17 protein-coding genes are annotated in these 14,138 nt (G+C 40.7%); 13 read left to right on the top strand and 4 right to left on the bottom strand.

Translation table 11 applies throughout. The annotated features are described in order from the left end of the window. Position 1 precedes the first annotated feature (1 nt). From gspJ to AAEU28_RS14860, 6 genes are read left to right on the top strand one after another with little or no spacing between them, the layout of a single operon-like run. The gene (gene gspJ / locus AAEU28_RS14885; RefSeq protein WP_421964862.1) at positions 2-691 is read left to right on the top strand and encodes a type II secretion system minor pseudopilin GspJ; all 690 of its coding nucleotides are present in this window, start codon (positions 2-4) and stop codon (positions 689-691) included. Next, complete coding sequence (gene gspK, locus AAEU28_RS14880; RefSeq protein WP_421964861.1) at positions 688-1,689, top strand: type II secretion system minor pseudopilin GspK; 1,002 nt, start codon at positions 688-690, stop codon at positions 1,687-1,689. The genes gspJ and gspK overlap by 4 nt, the downstream gene beginning before the upstream one ends. Next, on the top strand, positions 1,686-2,891 hold the full coding sequence (gene gspL / locus AAEU28_RS14875) for a type II secretion system protein GspL (protein ID WP_421964860.1): 1,206 nt from the start codon (positions 1,686-1,688) through the stop codon (positions 2,889-2,891). Before gspK ends, gspL begins: the two co-directional genes overlap by 4 nt. Beyond that, positions 2,888-3,361: a type II secretion system protein GspM gene (gene gspM / locus AAEU28_RS14870; RefSeq protein WP_421964859.1), complete on the top strand. Its 474-nt coding sequence runs from the start codon at positions 2,888-2,890 to the stop codon at positions 3,359-3,361. The genes gspL and gspM overlap by 4 nt, the downstream gene beginning before the upstream one ends. 1 nt (position 3,362) lies before the next feature. Continuing rightward, the gene (locus AAEU28_RS14865; protein ID WP_421964858.1) at positions 3,363-4,121 is read left to right on the top strand and encodes a type II secretion system protein N; all 759 of its coding nucleotides are present in this window, start codon (positions 3,363-3,365) and stop codon (positions 4,119-4,121) included. Positions 4,122-4,129: 8 nt separating this feature from the next. Beyond that, positions 4,130-4,708 (top strand): UPF0149 family protein, encoded by a 579-nt coding sequence (locus tag AAEU28_RS14860; protein WP_421964857.1) that lies wholly within the window; start codon positions 4,130-4,132, stop codon positions 4,706-4,708. 33 nt (positions 4,709-4,741) lie between these two features. On the opposite strand, the gene AAEU28_RS14855 is transcribed toward AAEU28_RS14860, so the two are convergent. Then, positions 4,742-4,951 (bottom strand): hypothetical protein, encoded by a 210-nt coding sequence (locus tag AAEU28_RS14855; RefSeq protein ID WP_390446059.1) that lies wholly within the window; start codon positions 4,949-4,951, stop codon positions 4,742-4,744. After that, positions 4,951-5,310 (bottom strand): hypothetical protein, encoded by a 360-nt coding sequence (locus tag AAEU28_RS14850; RefSeq protein WP_421964856.1) that lies wholly within the window; start codon positions 5,308-5,310, stop codon positions 4,951-4,953. The genes AAEU28_RS14855 and AAEU28_RS14850 overlap by 1 nt, the downstream gene beginning before the upstream one ends. Positions 5,311-5,545: 235 nt before the next feature. On the opposite strand from AAEU28_RS14850, the gene ccoG reads away from it, so the two are divergent. The 5 genes from ccoG (at position 5,546) to AAEU28_RS14825 (ending at position 9,825) form a co-directional block, all read left to right on the top strand. Continuing rightward, a complete protein-coding gene (gene ccoG, locus AAEU28_RS14845) occupies positions 5,546-6,970 on the top strand; it encodes a cytochrome c oxidase accessory protein CcoG (protein ID WP_421964855.1) in 1,425 nt (474 codons plus the stop codon). A gap of 68 nt (positions 6,971-7,038) precedes the next feature. After that, positions 7,039-8,013 carry a serine/threonine protein kinase gene (locus AAEU28_RS14840; protein ID WP_421964854.1) on the top strand — a complete coding sequence of 325 codons (975 nt, stop codon included), beginning with the start codon at positions 7,039-7,041 and terminating at the stop codon, positions 8,011-8,013. A 17-nt stretch (positions 8,014-8,030) separates the two neighbouring features. After that, positions 8,031-8,660 carry a thiol:disulfide interchange protein DsbA/DsbL gene (locus AAEU28_RS14835; protein WP_421964853.1) on the top strand — a complete coding sequence of 210 codons (630 nt, stop codon included), beginning with the start codon at positions 8,031-8,033 and terminating at the stop codon, positions 8,658-8,660. A 13-nt stretch (positions 8,661-8,673) separates the two neighbouring features. Further along, positions 8,674-9,303, top strand: coding sequence for a thiol:disulfide interchange protein DsbA/DsbL (locus tag AAEU28_RS14830; RefSeq protein WP_421964852.1), 630 nt, complete (start codon positions 8,674-8,676; stop codon positions 9,301-9,303). 57 nt (positions 9,304-9,360) lie between these two features. After that, positions 9,361-9,825 carry a DUF523 domain-containing protein gene (locus AAEU28_RS14825; RefSeq protein WP_421964851.1) on the top strand — a complete coding sequence of 155 codons (465 nt, stop codon included), beginning with the start codon at positions 9,361-9,363 and terminating at the stop codon, positions 9,823-9,825. A gap of 4 nt (positions 9,826-9,829) precedes the next feature. Here AAEU28_RS14825 and trmA read toward each other — a convergent pair whose 3' ends face one another. After that, positions 9,830-10,927: a tRNA (uridine(54)-C5)-methyltransferase TrmA gene (gene trmA, locus AAEU28_RS14820; protein ID WP_421964850.1), complete on the bottom strand. Its 1,098-nt coding sequence runs from the start codon at positions 10,925-10,927 to the stop codon at positions 9,830-9,832. Between the two features lie 177 nt (positions 10,928-11,104). On the opposite strand from trmA, the gene AAEU28_RS14815 reads away from it, so the two are divergent. Continuing rightward, the gene (locus AAEU28_RS14815; protein ID WP_421964849.1) at positions 11,105-12,205 is read left to right on the top strand and encodes a DUF5610 domain-containing protein; all 1,101 of its coding nucleotides are present in this window, start codon (positions 11,105-11,107) and stop codon (positions 12,203-12,205) included. Positions 12,206-12,266: 61 nt separating this feature from the next. Further along, a complete protein-coding gene (gene murI, locus AAEU28_RS14810) occupies positions 12,267-13,037 on the top strand; it encodes a glutamate racemase (protein ID WP_421964848.1) in 771 nt (256 codons plus the stop codon). Here the strand turns inward: murI and AAEU28_RS14805 are convergent. Further along, entirely contained in the window at positions 13,034-13,507 is a 474-nt protein-coding gene (locus AAEU28_RS14805; RefSeq protein ID WP_421964847.1) for an RNA recognition motif domain-containing protein, read from the bottom strand. The two genes, murI and AAEU28_RS14805, sit on opposite strands and share 4 nt — an antisense overlap. Between the last annotated feature and the right edge of the window lie 631 nt (positions 13,508-14,138).

Raw genomic sequence — 14,138 nt, 5'->3', positions numbered from 1 at the left:
GATGCGATTTACTTATCCTCAGAAAAACCGTCAGCGTGGTTTCACTTTACTTGAGGTCATGATTGCCCTGGGTATTCTCGGCTTTGTGGTTTTGGCTACACACCAGATATTAAATTCAACGATTCAGGCTAAACAAGGCTCTGAAGAAGTGATTGCAGAATTAGACGCGCTCAATACGACTTTTCGCTTGATGGATCAAGATTTTAATCAAATGACCAAGCGTGAAACGCGTAATGAGGCGGGCGACTTTACACCGAGTTATATTCTTCATGGCCGTTACAATTTAGATAGTCAATATGATGGCATCGCGTTTGTACGCGATGGCTGGACAAATCCAATTAGTCTATTGCCACGCTCCGAGTTGCAAGCTGTGGGTTATCGTGTGGTTGATGATAAATTAGAGCGCCTTTATCGTGTTTATGTAGATCAACTTGATGGTACCGAGCCTCGCAGCCAAGTCATACTAGAGAACATTGAAGATTTAAAGTTTGAATTCTTAGATGACAAACAAAAATGGCAAGAAAATTGGGAAAAGAAAGCACTGCCTTTAGCGGTTTCTGTAACCATTAAGATGCAAGAAATGGAGCCCATCACGCGTTTTTTCCTCACGCCGGGTGATGGCAAAGTAGCGAGCAGTACATCAAACACAAATAACGGCAATAACACTGGTAGTGGGAGAACAGGCCCATGAACCAGTTAACCTATAAGCATGGCCAGCAACAAGGCGCAGCACTGATCATTGTCTTGTTTATTGTCGCGCTTGCAGCCGTTATCGCTGCTGAAATGGCGACGAATTTAATGATCCAAGTTCAGCGAGCACAAAATATTCAAACTCATCAGCAAGCGAAATGGTATAGCTATGGTGCGGAAGAACTGGTGAAAAAAGTCCTGATAGAAAGCAAGAAAAAAGACCCTGAGAAAGTACATTTAGGTCAGCCGTGGGCGTTAGAAGAAACCCCCTTTCCAGTAGACCATGGAACCTTGAGTGGACAAGTGACCGATCTTCAAGCGTGTTTAAACTTAAACGCGCTGCGCGCACCAAAGGCACAAAATGCCAGTATTAATGATACGAATCCAGCGCATAAAGCCTTCTTAGAGCTGTTGAAGAACATAGAAGATTTACCCTCAGATGAGAGTGAAGAAACCTTGGCTGACAGTGTATATGATTGGCTTGACGCCGATAGCATCACGTTTCGTTCGGGTGCAGAAGAAGACGAATATATGTCGTTGCGTACACCTTATTTAACTGCAAATAACGCATTTGCGTCAGTGTCTGAATTACGTGTGATCAGAGGCTTTAACCCATTAGTCATGGAAAAGTTGCTCCCTTATGTATGTGTTATCCCTGGCAGTGAAGAATTAAAAATTAACGTGAATACCATTTTGCCAGAACAAGCATTATTACTGAGTGCACTAATTGATGGATTAAGTGAATCAGATGCACAAAGTATCATCTCTGCACGCCCAGAGCAGGGGTATGACAAAGTGGAAGATTTTCTTTCTGAAGCCACCGCTCAAGGGGCTCAGAATATCAAGCAAGTAACCGATCTATTTACCGTAAATAGTGACTATTTCAAGTTGCGCGCAAAAGCCATGTTCGATGAACGGCTTTTCACAATGACCTCAATTATTCAAATAAAAGAAGGTCAAGCGAGCATACTGGCGCGAAAATTTGGAGGCGTACAGTGACAGAAAAATTATTGATCCGTATTGATCAATCCGCCAAACAGGCTATCCATTGGTTGGTCTATTCAACCGACCAGCAAATTATTGCCAGTGGTGAGTACAAACAACTATCAGATTTAGCTGAGTTAACAGAGAAAGCGCAAGGTAGAGAAACTAGCGTATTGCTTTCTGCATCAATGGTGCAGTTAAAAACCATTGAACTACCAACAAAGTGGAATAGAAAACTAGAACAAGCACTGCCATTTATGTTGGAAGAACAACTGGCTTGTGATGTTGATGATGTATTCATCGCAATAGGTGAGCCGGGCGTAAAAGATGATAAGCCGACCATTAATATAGCATTGTGTGATCGAGCTTTACTTGCTGAGTTATTTACAGCTTTAGATGAGTATCAGATTTTCGCGAAGCAAGTTCTGCCAGATGCTCTATTACTGCCAGAGCAGGCAGAAAATGAACTTGCTGTTGTGGAGCTTGATGGTCAATGGCTATGTCGCTTAGGGCAGTGGCATACATGTGTGATTGAGCCAAGCTGGGGGGCTGATTACTTGCATGCGCTAGCGGTCGAAAAAATTTCTCATTATAGTCCTGCTGACGCTTTGCCTGAGGTGGCGCCTAAGGTGGCAAAAGAGACAGAGTATGAACTGCCGCTTGCATTATTGGCTAAAAATTTAACTAGCACAGCATTCAATTTACGCCAAGGCATCTTTGCCGCAAAGAAGAGTACGCCACAATGGTGGAAAGATTGGCAGTCAGGCTTAATTGCAGCATCAGTGGCTTTGTTTGGCTTTGTGGTTGTTCAAGGCATTCAAGTTGTAAAATTGAAAGATCAGGCCGAGAAGGTGAGAGCTGGAGCAGTTGCAACTTATCAACAAGCATTTCCAAATAAACGAGTACGCGAAGCGCTACTTAGACGTCAAATTGAAGGTGAATTAAAAGCCATTTCTGCGACCAAACAAGGTGGCTTCTTAGATTTGGCAGACAAGTTTGTGTCAGTTTATAGCCAAGTTAAAGATTTCCAGCCTGAGACTTTACGCTATGACCATAAACGTAATGAATTGCGTATTCGTGTAAAAGCCAAAGACTTCCAAGTGTTTGGTCAAGTTAAAACGATTCTTGAGCAAAAAGGTTTAACAGTGCAGCAAGGTTCATTAAATAACGATGGTGATGCTGTAATTGGTGAAATTAGATTGCGAGGTGATGTATGAAACAACAGGCAATCAATTACTGGGGCTCGCTAAAAGAGCAAGAGCAACGTTTACTCATCATCGCGGGTGTTGTATTTATTGTTTTCGTTTTAGTGATGGGAATATTAAAGCCACTCAATAAGGCGGTTACTGATGCTGAGCAAAAACTAAAGCGTGAGCAAAACTTTCAAGTGTTTGTTGAACAAAGTATTGGCAAGTTGAAAGCGGCTGGTAACTCTGCCCGTACTTCTTCAGGCAATTTATCGCAACTCGTGAATCGCAGTCGAGGCCGCTACGGCATCGTTATCAGTCAGATGCAGCCAAATAATGACAGTCTTCGTGTGAATATTGAAAACGTTGAATTTAATAAATTAGTTGGTTGGCTTGACGAACTTGTACATCAACATGGTGTCACTGTAGCAAACCTAGATATTTCACAAGGTGAAGACACAGGTTTTGTGCGCGTAAGTCGATTGGTGTTAGAGAAGTAGTATGAAGCAAAAAATTTATTTAGTTCTGTTATTTATTTTCTCATTTTTGGCTTTTGCTTTATCTCAGCTGCCCGCATCTGTTGCTGTGCAAGTCGCACAGGGTTACTTGCCTAAAAATGTGGTTTTTGGAAATTTGACCGGCTCAATTTGGCAGGGGCAAGTTAGTGAAGTACGCGTGAATAGAGTTCAGGTTTTCAATGTGCGTTGGCAGTTAGAGCCTATCGCTTTACTAACAGGCAACCTTGCTGGTGATTTAACTTGGGGTAACCCGAGAGCGAGCGAAGAAATGTCAGGAAAAAGTCATTTCAGTCTTTCACTGTTAGAGCAACAAGCAAGCTTAAAAGACGCGGTACTGCGTTTTGAGGTTGAGCAATTAATGGGTCAGTTAAACCTACCATTACCTGTAAATGCAACTGGGCGAGTAATTTTTAATATTGATGAGTTTGAAAGTGGTAAACCTTACTGTCAGCAAATAAAAGGCGATGTATTTAGCCCAAATATTCGTGTTGAAGGGTTAACAGGTTGGTTCTCAATTGGTGAGTTGGGCGCAGATTTAAACTGTAAATCGGGTGACCTAGCTGCAGTGGTTCAGCCTGATAATCTATTGGGTTTGCAAGCGGATGTTCATTTAGGAAATAACTTTCAATTTAAAGTTGCTGGTAACGTAAAACCAGATGCCTCATTACCGAAAGAAGTGCATGATGCGGTTAAATTCTTAGGTCGTCCTGATGCCCAGGGCCGTTATCCAGTGAACTTGTAAGGCTTGCTATGTTAGAGTTTTCGTTTACAGAGCAACATAAAGCGTTGCTCATAGATTATTTATCTAGCACAGAGCAGGCTCTGCCTTATGTTGTTTGTGAAGGCTACCTGTTCGCAATCATTTGCAGCCCAGCAGGTATTGAAATGGAGCAGTGGCTAACAATCGTCAGTGGCGGTGATGAGCAAATTGCAGAAGAGCATGTTTTTGCTTTAATGGCACTACATCACGATATCAGTGAACGCGTTTTTTCAGGTCAGTTCCAGTTACCTTATGCGTCAACAGCTATAGTTGAGCTGCAGCAATGGAGCCAGGGCTTTTTAGCGGGGATTGAGCACTTTTATGCTGAGCTAGTTAATAGTGCAGTTTTAAATGATGAGCTTAAGCAAGCATTGATCAGTAGCACAGAGCAACTAGGTTTCTTCGCTCTAGAGCAGTCACAAATTGCCGCTTACTGTGATGCCAACAATGTTGAGCTAAATAGCTTTTGTCAGCAGCAACATGCAATTGCGAACGAGTTTGCATTGGCTTATGTGCAATTAGTAGAAAACGCCGCTGTTGAGAGTGGCTTGTATGATGAAGAGGGTTAAAACCTGAGGGTCTATTGTTGGGTAAGTGAGCGCTTACCCAAGCTCTAATTCAATACTCGTGCAGCCTTTTGCACAGCTTACCAAACCTTTATTCTTATCTTGCCCATTTAAATCTAATTGCAGAGGCTTGTTACATTGCTCGCATAACAAGGTTTGCCCTTTGCTCAGTTTTTTAAGGATATTTTTGTGCTGGTTAAATGCTGCGGCACGCTTTTTATTAAAAGCGTCAATATCGATATTCATTACAACGACTTCCCTTCAAAAATAGATTCACCGGCGATTTTACAAATTACATTTAGCTTATTGCCGTAAAAATAGAGGTTCAAATCATTTTCTTTGCAGTAACGAAGGTGGAAGGCCTTTAATTTATCATCTGTGCCTAACGCATCATTTAAATATTCTAATTCGGTTTCATCTAATTCGAGTTTTTGCGAAATTTGTGTTCTGGCGATTTTAGCTGACGTGCTTCTCGCTACTTTACTTTGTTCACTCAGCAAGCTCACGCCTTCACCTAATAGTGCTTCTCTTGGCTCTTTAATGGCCGGGTGATCTATAGTAAAAAGTGCCAGGATGACAACAACAAGCAACAAAAACTTTTTCATTGGATACCGTAATATTGATCTAAACAGGAGGAAACAATTGAGAGTGTAATAAAATGGGGCTTTCAAAAGCAAGTGATTAAGTTATAAACACTACATAAGCGTGTCCCTGGTAAAGGAAAATTCAATAATTTCTGAACCAATTGTACCCAGCTTGAATTTGCTTGCATATAATATCCTTATAGATAAAAAGGTCACTGTAGCAAGTACCTGTCGATCACAGCCATGAGGAGCCGAGATGGACAAACAAATAAAAGTAAAAAACATTCCGAGCGATGTAAAAATACAAAAGCCGGAGCTCCAGCCTGATAGGTTTAACCCTCGAAACCGTATTTATGTGCGCGCAGTTAAGGGGCTACACCAGCAACTTCGTAAGCGCTTAGGTTTTATTGGTATGTTGGCGTTTATGCTCATGCCATGGATTAATTTTGAGGGTCATCAAGCCGTTTATTTTGATCTCTTCGAGCAAAAGTTTAATATTTTCGGATTAACCTTAATGCCACAAGATTTAACGGTGCTGGCATTTTTCCTTATGATCGCTGCATTTGCACTGTTTGTAGTGACCACGTTTTATGGTCGTGTTTGGTGTGGTTACACTTGTCCGCAAACCGTTTGGACTTTTATTTTTCTGTGGTTCGAAGAGAAGTTTGAAGGCAGCGCTAATCAGCGTAAAAAACTCGATAGCCGAAAAATGGACTTTGACAAGTTTTGGCGAAAAACGGCAAAGCATAGCAGTTGGATTTTATTCTCTTTGTGGACTGCAATAAGCTTTGTTGGCTTTTTCACCCCTATTCGAGAACTAGTACCAGATTTACTGACCTGGGACGCAGGAAGTTATGCAGTAATTAGCATAGTGGTGTTTACAGCATGTACCTATGGTAATGCAGGCTGGATGAGAGAAATTATGTGCTTACATATGTGTCCTTATTCACGTTTTCAATCTGCCATGTTCGATAAAGACACCTTTACAGTTAGCTATGACGCGAAACGCGGTGAGTCACGTGGTCCTCGCTCTCGTAAACAAAATCCCAAAGAAATGGGGTTGGGTGATTGTATCGACTGTAATCTGTGTGTTCAGGTATGTCCTACAGGCATCGATATTCGTAACGGTTTGCAATACGAGTGTATCAACTGTGGTGCATGTATAGATGCGTGTGATGGGGTGATGGATAAGATGAATTACCCGCGTGGTTTAATTTCTTACACCACAGAGCGCAACCTTGAAACGCCAGATAATAAAACCAAAGCATTCCGTGGAAAGCTGGCAGGTTACTTATTAATCATGACTGTGTTAATTGCTGCACTGGTGGTGAATATTGCCATGCGTAAACCTATGGAGCTCGATATTATTCGTGATAGAAATCAGCTATATCGAGTTAATTTCGATGGTTTAGTTGAAAACACTTACACCCTAAAAGTCATCAATAAAACCCAGCAAACACAACAATACGACATTGCGGTTGAGGGGCTAAATAACTTTAATGTACTGGGCAAACTGGCGATTGAAGTTCAGGCGGGTGAATCGATGAATGTGCCACTTTCAGTGATCATTGACCCTTATGATCTTAAAAAGCCAGTGACTGAATTCCATTTTAGAGTTCAAGTTAAAGGCGACCCGACAGTGTCATTATCACAGCCTACCAACTTCTTTAAAGGCAAATAATTAGATACACTAATTAAACCAAGCAAAAGCGGGTATTCCCCGCTTTTTTTATGCCAAATGAGGAAGACATGAGCGAGTTTAGTTTTGCGAATTTAAATCCAGATCGTATCTTGGATGCCATAGAAAGCATTGGGGTTTACCCTGAAACAGGCTTGCTACCTTTGAACAGTTATGAAAATCGCGTTTATCAGTTTAAAGCCGAAGACTGTAAGCGTTATGTCACTAAGTTTTATCGTCCCGAGCGCTGGACTGAGGCGCAAATAAAAGAAGAGCATGCTTTTGCGCTTGAACTTGCTAATGAAGAAGTGCCAATCGTCGCGCCAGTAGAAATAGAGGGTGAAAGTTTATTCGAACATGCTGGCTACAAATTTGCGCTCTTTCCTAGTGTCGGTGGACGCCAGTTTGAAATCGACAATTTAGACCAGCTTGAAATGCTCGGCCGTTATATCGGACGACTACACCAAGTTGGTAAGAGTAAACCATTCCAGCATAGGCTGAGTATTAATACCCAGAGCTACTTATTCGATGCCAAGGAAGTTATTGAAAATAGTAAGCTTGTACCTATACATCTAGAAAGCGCGTTTTACACTATTTTAGAGCAGGTTATTTCGCAAACAGCGCAAATGTATCATGTCGATAAGCCTATTCGTTTGCATGGCGATGCACATGCTGGCAATATTCTCTGCACAGGCAATTCACTGACCTTAGTGGATTTAGATGATTGTCGCTCAGGCCCTGCAATCCAAGATTTATGGATGATGCTCAATGGTGATAAAAACGAGCAGTTAATTCAGCTTGATACACTATTGATGGGGTATGAAGAATTTAACTCTTTTGATGCAAAAGAGCTGCAACTAATAGAGCCGCTGCGTGCGATGCGAATGGTGCATTACATGGGGTGGTTAGCAGCCAGGTGGGAAGATCCTGCATTTACACGGAACTTTTCTTGGTTTGCAACAGACAAATACTGGGAGCAGCAGATCTTAGCATTGAAAGAACAGCTTGCAGCGTTACAAGAACCTGCATTACAACTGTTTCCATAAAAAATTGAGAAATAACTATGTTAAAAGCGTTAAAACTATCCATTCTATTTTTCTGTTTGCCGTTGTTAGCCATGGCTGCAGAATTTGATTTCAAAGAAGGTGTGCACTACCAAACTTTAACCACCCAAAAAAGTGAGCAAGCAAAAGTAACTGAGTTTTTCTCATTTTACTGCCCGCATTGCTTCCGTTTTGAACCGGTTGCTAAAGCATTAGAGCAAAGCTTGCCAGAAGGTGCTGTATTTGAAAAAAGCCATGTGAACTTTTTAGGTGGTTTGCCTGCGCAAGTACAAAGCAATTTAAGCTATGCCTATATCGTGGCAAAGCAAATGGGCAAAGGTGATGAAATTGCCGAGAAAATTTTTGATAGCATCCACGTAAAAAAAGCGCCATTGAATGACATTAAAGATGTAAAAAAGTTACTGGATCTTAATGGTATCAGCGAAAAGCAGTTTGATGCTGCACTAGCAAGTATGCCTGTGATTGCAGCTGAAAAGCTGATGCAAGACGACCAAAACCGCTTTTCAAAAGCGGGCGCCCTATCTGGCGTGCCTACATTTATCGTGAGTGATAAATACAAAGTAAATACCAACAGTTTAAAAAGCCAAGAGCAATTCAACGCATTGGTTAAACATTTATTAGCAAAATAATACGGAGAATAAGATGTTAAAGCTAATTAAAGCCGCTGCGCTGGCACTCATGCTTCCTGTAGTTGCAAACGCAGCTCAGTTTGAAGAAGGCGTTCACTACGAAGTGGTTGCCGAGCGTGGTACTAAGAAACCTGAAGTGACAGAGTACTTCTCATTTTTCTGCCCTGCATGTAATGCGTTTGAGCCATTGATCGCTCAGGTAAAACCTAAACTGAATGAAGGTGTAAAGTTTAAAAAGAGCCATGTAGACTTCACAGGTCCTCGTGACCCAGAAGTACAAAAGATTATGGCTCAAGGCTTAGCACTTGCTGAAGTGCTGCCTCAAAAAGATAAAATCATTGCTGCAATTTTTACGCATATTCATGGTAAGCGTAATAAGATTAATGAGCTTGCGGATATGAAAGACATTTTCGTTGCACAAGGCGTAGACGGTGCTAAGTTTGACAAAATGTATAAAAGCTTTGCTGTACGTACTAAGACTTCAAAAATGGCACGTATGCAACAAAAGTGGTCTGAAAAACGTGCGCTTACAGGCGTACCTACGTTTATCGTAAATGGTAAATATAAACTGCGTTTACGTGAGTCAAAAACGACGACTCCAGAGCAGATCAGTGCATTAATTAATTATTTAGCTGCTAAATAACTAATCATAAATTGAAATAGAGCCTCGCAATTGCGAGGCTTTTTTATTGGAAAATACATGCATAAAATTTTGGTTTCAAGTTGTTTGCTCGGACAACCTGTCCGTTATGATGGGCAATCTAAAGGGCTAACAAATGATACTTTGACTCAGTGGTTGCAAGAAAAGCGAGTTGTTGCATTTTGCCCTGAAGTCGCGGGTGGGTTGACAACCCCAAGACCACCTGCAGAGATTAACGTCGAAAAGGTGATCACGACAACAGGTGAGGATGTTACCGGTGAATTTCAGTTAGGTGCTGAAAAAGCACTCGCATTATGTAAAGCGCAGCAAATTAAATTTGCGTTGTTGAAAGAATCTAGCCCTTCATGTGGTCGAAATACTATTTACGATGGGTCGCATAAGGGAATTAAAGTGGCTGGAATGGGGTTAACTGCAGAAAAGCTTGTTAAAGCAGGCATACAGGTTTTTAGTGAAGAGCAATTGCCACAGCTAGTCAGTGCTCTGGCAACTGTTGAAAAAAATTAGTGGGCTATTTACGCTGTAAAAATACACCAGATTCCACATGATGTGTATATGGGAACTGGTCGAAAATCGCAATGCGAGATACAGAGTGTGTTTCGCATAGCATGTCTAAATCACGCTCTAGTGTGTCTGGGTTACATGAGATATAAATGATGTTGTCGTAGTTAGACACCAAACGACAAGTGAGTTCATCCATACCAGCACGAGGTGGGTCAACCAAAATAGTCTGGCAGTTGTAGTCTTGAAGGTTAATGCCATTTAATCTTGAGAATTGGCGTTCCCCTTTCATCGCTTGCGTAAACTCTTCGCTCGACATACGAATGATATCTAAGTTCTCAACCTTATTCGCTGCAATATTAATTTGCGCCGAGTTGACAGAAGATTTAGAGATTTCAGTCGCTAGTACTTTATTAAAGCTACCCGCTAAAGCAATTGAGAAGTTACCGTTACCACAATATAGCTCAAGTAAATCATTCTCCAGTGGCGCACAAAGGTCTTGCGCCCATTCCAGCATTTTCTCATTTACTTTCGCATTTGGCTGCGTAAAGCTATTTTCAACTTGTTGGTATTGATACGTTTGGCCATTTACAGTCAACTGCTCTGTAACAAAATCATTGCCTAACACAATCTTTTGCTTGCGAGCGCGACCAATAAAGTCAATCTTATAGGTTTTCTGAAGTTCAGAACGTAATGCATTAATTGCCGCTAACCATTCATCATCAAGCTGTTTGTGATAAAGCAGGCTTACCAGGATCTCACCACTTAGCGTCGATAAGTAATCGATTTGGAAAAGCTTGCGGCGAAGTATCTCGTTATGACGTAACTTTTCCATCATAACTTGCATGATTTCACTAATGAGCGGCGCGGCAGGGTCAAATGTTTCCACTCGAATTTTTTGCTTGCTCTCTTGATCAAACATAATGTGATAGAGATCGTCACCATCGTGCCATACTCTAAATTCAGCACGTTGACGGTATTGCGTTTTTGCTGATTCAAAGACTTCAAGCTCTGGTGCGTTAAAGCGAGCAAATTGAGCACTAATACGCGTTTGCTTTTCAGCAAGCTGCTGTTCATAAGTGGCGGTATCAATAGTGATGACTGGCATAGTTAAACTGACCTTACAAATTCGAGAGCGGGTATTGTAGGGGGCATAGGTGATTTGTCCAGTTTCTCGCTAAAATTTGTTGTTTTTTTATACTAAACGCTCAAGGGTCAATAACTGCTGCCGATATAAAGTAATAATTAAGATGTACGCATGGTTGCTACTATTTTGGAGATAAACATGAAAATCGGACAATTAAACCAGCTTCTCAACCCTTCTTTTGCTAATAAAGCAAACAGTAAAGCGGGTTTTAAACCGAATATCCAAAGTAGTACTGATGGTTTTCACGGAGATAAAGGTAAAATTGCAGCAAAGCTGCTTGATGATAAGTTAGCAAAAGCCTTGGATATGGAAAAAACAGAACCTAAGGCAGCGCCTTTATTTGATTTTGATACCGTTATTAATAATGTGCTTGATTTTGTAAAGGGATCAATAAGCAAAGCGAAAGCTGATGGTCGAGACGACAAAGCGATTCAAGATATGTTGAATGCAACACGTAAAGGTGTGCAGATGGGCATAGATGACGCAACATCAGAATTGAAAGCTGCGGGATTATTTAATCAAGACATAGAAGAAGGGATCGAAAAATCTAAAGAAGGGATTTTTAAGGGATTAGATGACTTTGAGGATGAGCTCTTTAATCCAAAACCTGACTTTATGCAGGTGAGCGCTTCACAGTATGCGAGCTTGTCGAATCAAGCTGAGTATAGTTTCACAACAGCAGAGGGCGACGAAGTAACAATATCACTGAGTGATGCTCGCTCAAAAGGTCAAGCTGCCAGCTATACTCAAAACGGTGATAATTATGGTCTGGCTGTATCAGAGCAATCAAGTGAGGAAGTAAGCTTTTCGATTAGTGTGAATGGCGAACTCAATAAAGAAGAGCAAAAAGCCATTAATGAAATGATGAAAGACATTCGCAATGTCAGTGATGCGTTTTTCTCAGGGGAATATGACGATGCATTTGAAAAAGCATCGACATTGAATATAGAGAGCGACCAAATTACCAACTTCACGATGGATTTACGTCAGACAAAAACAACCGCTGCAATTGCACAATATCAACAAGCCAACCCCATAAAAGAGTTAGAGCAAGCGTTTCAACCGCTAGATAAACAATTAGAGAGTATTCATTCAGAAGGTAAAGCGTTAGGCATTGAGCAGCAATTGCCAGATATCATGGCGTGGATGAATGATGGGCAAGCAAGAATGGCTCAGCTATTAGATTATGCGCAAGGCTTCTTTAATCAACTCGATAATAAGTCTGAGAAATCAGCTTAAGCGACTTGGCAAGAATTATAAGCTAGGGCAAACTTGCACCTCCATATAGAGGAGCCATAGTTTGCCGCACATTTTAGTTTTTGATTCAGGTATTGGTGGGACCAGTGTCCTAACACATATCCAAAATACACTACCAGGGGCAGACTATACCTACATAATGGATAATGCTTTACTGCCCTACGGTCTTCAGACTGAAGAAACAATTCAAAATAGACTGGCAAGTCTTGTTAATAAAATATCTTCAAATTTTTTTGGGGAAGTTGACTTAATAGTGATCGCTTGCAATACAGCTTCAACTTACGCACTGGCACATATTCGACAGTTAACTCAAACTCCTATTGTTGGCGTGGTACCAGCTATTAAACCAGCGGCGCAGATCAGTAATGCAAAGCATATTGCCTTATTAGCAACGCCTGCCACCTCAAAGAATCAGTATACGCAATCTTTAGTGAGTGAGTTTGCAAGTGATTGCCAAGTGAGTTTCTACCATTCAACAGAGTTGGTAAGGCTAGCAGAGCGTAAGTTTTGGTTAAATGAAGATATACGAGAGGGCGTTAATAAGGAGCTGTCAGCTATTAAGGTCGATAATAAAGCTGACGTTCTGATATTGGGGTGCACACATTTTCCAATATTGAAGTGTGAAATAGCAGAGTTTTATCAAACGCAATGCGTATTAATCGACTCTGGAACTGCAATTGCAAAAAGAGTGAAGCATTTGTTGGTTGGCAGTATAGATGAAATAGAAATAAAAAAGCCGCTACAGTTTTATGCAACGGCTTTAAATAATATTCCTGCTATTACAGGATACGATGTGAAAAGTTTATATCTTTAACTTGCAATTGCTTCTTCCGATACCTCAGGTTTTTGTTTTGCAGCTCTAACCTTCAATGTGCGTTGTTGGAATTCTTTTTCATTCAATGCTGCAATGGCTTTATCAGCATCAGCTTCCGCCATCTCCACAAAACCAAAACCACGACGTTTACCTGTATTTTTATCTTTCAATAAACGAACGTTGAATACACGGCCTTGTTCAGAGAAAAGCTCTCGAACGACACTTTCATTTGCTTTGTAAGGTAAGTTGCCTACATAAAGCGTTTTTGTTTTTACTTCAGCATTGTCAGATTGTGTGGTTGCATTACTTGTCGACATAACAGTTGCAATGAAACCACCGATGAGTGTGCCAATAGAAAAAGTAGCACCAAGATTAAGAGAAGAGTCTGCAAGAAGAGCATTAGCAGCAAAATAGCCGATTATCGCAATTGCTAAAACAATAAAAAGAGACTTTTGTTGAGTTGGGTTCATAAGGATCTACCAATATACAATGGGTATACAATAATTTAACAAACGAGCTGCTATCTTAGCGTCTTAAAATGTTTAAGCAATAATTAAAAAGAGAAATTAGCTATTAGAAAAAGGAAACTAGCGTTTTTTTTAGTCTAATAGAGTGGTTTTGTTTTCTTTTTGAGCGGTTAAACATATTTCTTAAAATTAATTGCAAAAAGGGGTTGCGCACTTTTAATTTCACCCTATAATGCGCACCCACTGACACGGGGCGAGACGCTGAAAAGCAAATCAAAACGATGTCGAGTCAAATAAAACTTAATCTTAAAAAACTTTTTGAAATTAAGTGTTGACATAAAAAGTGAAGTCGTTATTATGGCGCTCCACTTCGCAGCAAGGCTGCGGCGACAAGTAAAAGCTTAGTCGCACTCCGGTAACCGGAATGTTCTTTAAAAATATGAAGCAATCATCTGTGTGGGCACTCGTACAGGTTGAGTTCTAACAGCTCTTGATTCAGGAGCAAAAAAAATTAGAGTCTCAAATGTAACTGAGTGACTTCATAGTCAATTCGATTCGAAAGAATCAAAATCAGAATTCATTGAGCATGGTTTGAAGTTTACTTCAAACAAAAAACTTTTAATTGAAGAGTTTG

This window comes from Pseudoalteromonas sp. SS15 (assembly GCF_049257195.1).
Lineage (GTDB): Bacteria > Pseudomonadota > Gammaproteobacteria > Enterobacterales > Alteromonadaceae > Pseudoalteromonas.
This window is presented reverse-complemented; position numbering and strand designations above follow the sequence as displayed.

Coding starts and splice junctions, on each gene's coding strand:
- AAEU28_RS14850 (WP_421964856.1), bottom strand. CDS start 5,310: ATGAAAAAGTTTTTGTTGCTTGTTGTTGTCATCCTGGCACTTTTTACT.
- AAEU28_RS14865 (WP_421964858.1), top strand. CDS start 3,363: ATGAAGCAAAAAATTTATTTAGTTCTGTTATTTATTTTCTCATTTTTG.
- AAEU28_RS14805 (WP_421964847.1), bottom strand. CDS start 13,507: ATGAACCCAACTCAACAAAAGTCTCTTTTTATTGTTTTAGCAATTGCG.
- trmA (WP_421964850.1), bottom strand. CDS start 10,927: ATGCCAGTCATCACTATTGATACCGCCACTTATGAACAGCAGCTTGCT.
- AAEU28_RS14840 (WP_421964854.1), top strand. CDS start 7,039: ATGAGCGAGTTTAGTTTTGCGAATTTAAATCCAGATCGTATCTTGGAT.
- gspM (WP_421964859.1), top strand. CDS start 2,888: ATGAAACAACAGGCAATCAATTACTGGGGCTCGCTAAAAGAGCAAGAG.
- gspK (WP_421964861.1), top strand. CDS start 688: ATGAACCAGTTAACCTATAAGCATGGCCAGCAACAAGGCGCAGCACTG.
- gspJ (WP_421964862.1), top strand. CDS start 2: ATGCGATTTACTTATCCTCAGAAAAACCGTCAGCGTGGTTTCACTTTA.
- AAEU28_RS14830 (WP_421964852.1), top strand. CDS start 8,674: ATGTTAAAGCTAATTAAAGCCGCTGCGCTGGCACTCATGCTTCCTGTA.
- AAEU28_RS14825 (WP_421964851.1), top strand. CDS start 9,361: ATGCATAAAATTTTGGTTTCAAGTTGTTTGCTCGGACAACCTGTCCGT.
- AAEU28_RS14855 (WP_390446059.1), bottom strand. CDS start 4,951: ATGAATATCGATATTGACGCTTTTAATAAAAAGCGTGCCGCAGCATTT.
- AAEU28_RS14815 (WP_421964849.1), top strand. CDS start 11,105: ATGAAAATCGGACAATTAAACCAGCTTCTCAACCCTTCTTTTGCTAAT.
- AAEU28_RS14860 (WP_421964857.1), top strand. CDS start 4,130: ATGTTAGAGTTTTCGTTTACAGAGCAACATAAAGCGTTGCTCATAGAT.
- ccoG (WP_421964855.1), top strand. CDS start 5,546: ATGGACAAACAAATAAAAGTAAAAAACATTCCGAGCGATGTAAAAATA.
- AAEU28_RS14835 (WP_421964853.1), top strand. CDS start 8,031: ATGTTAAAAGCGTTAAAACTATCCATTCTATTTTTCTGTTTGCCGTTG.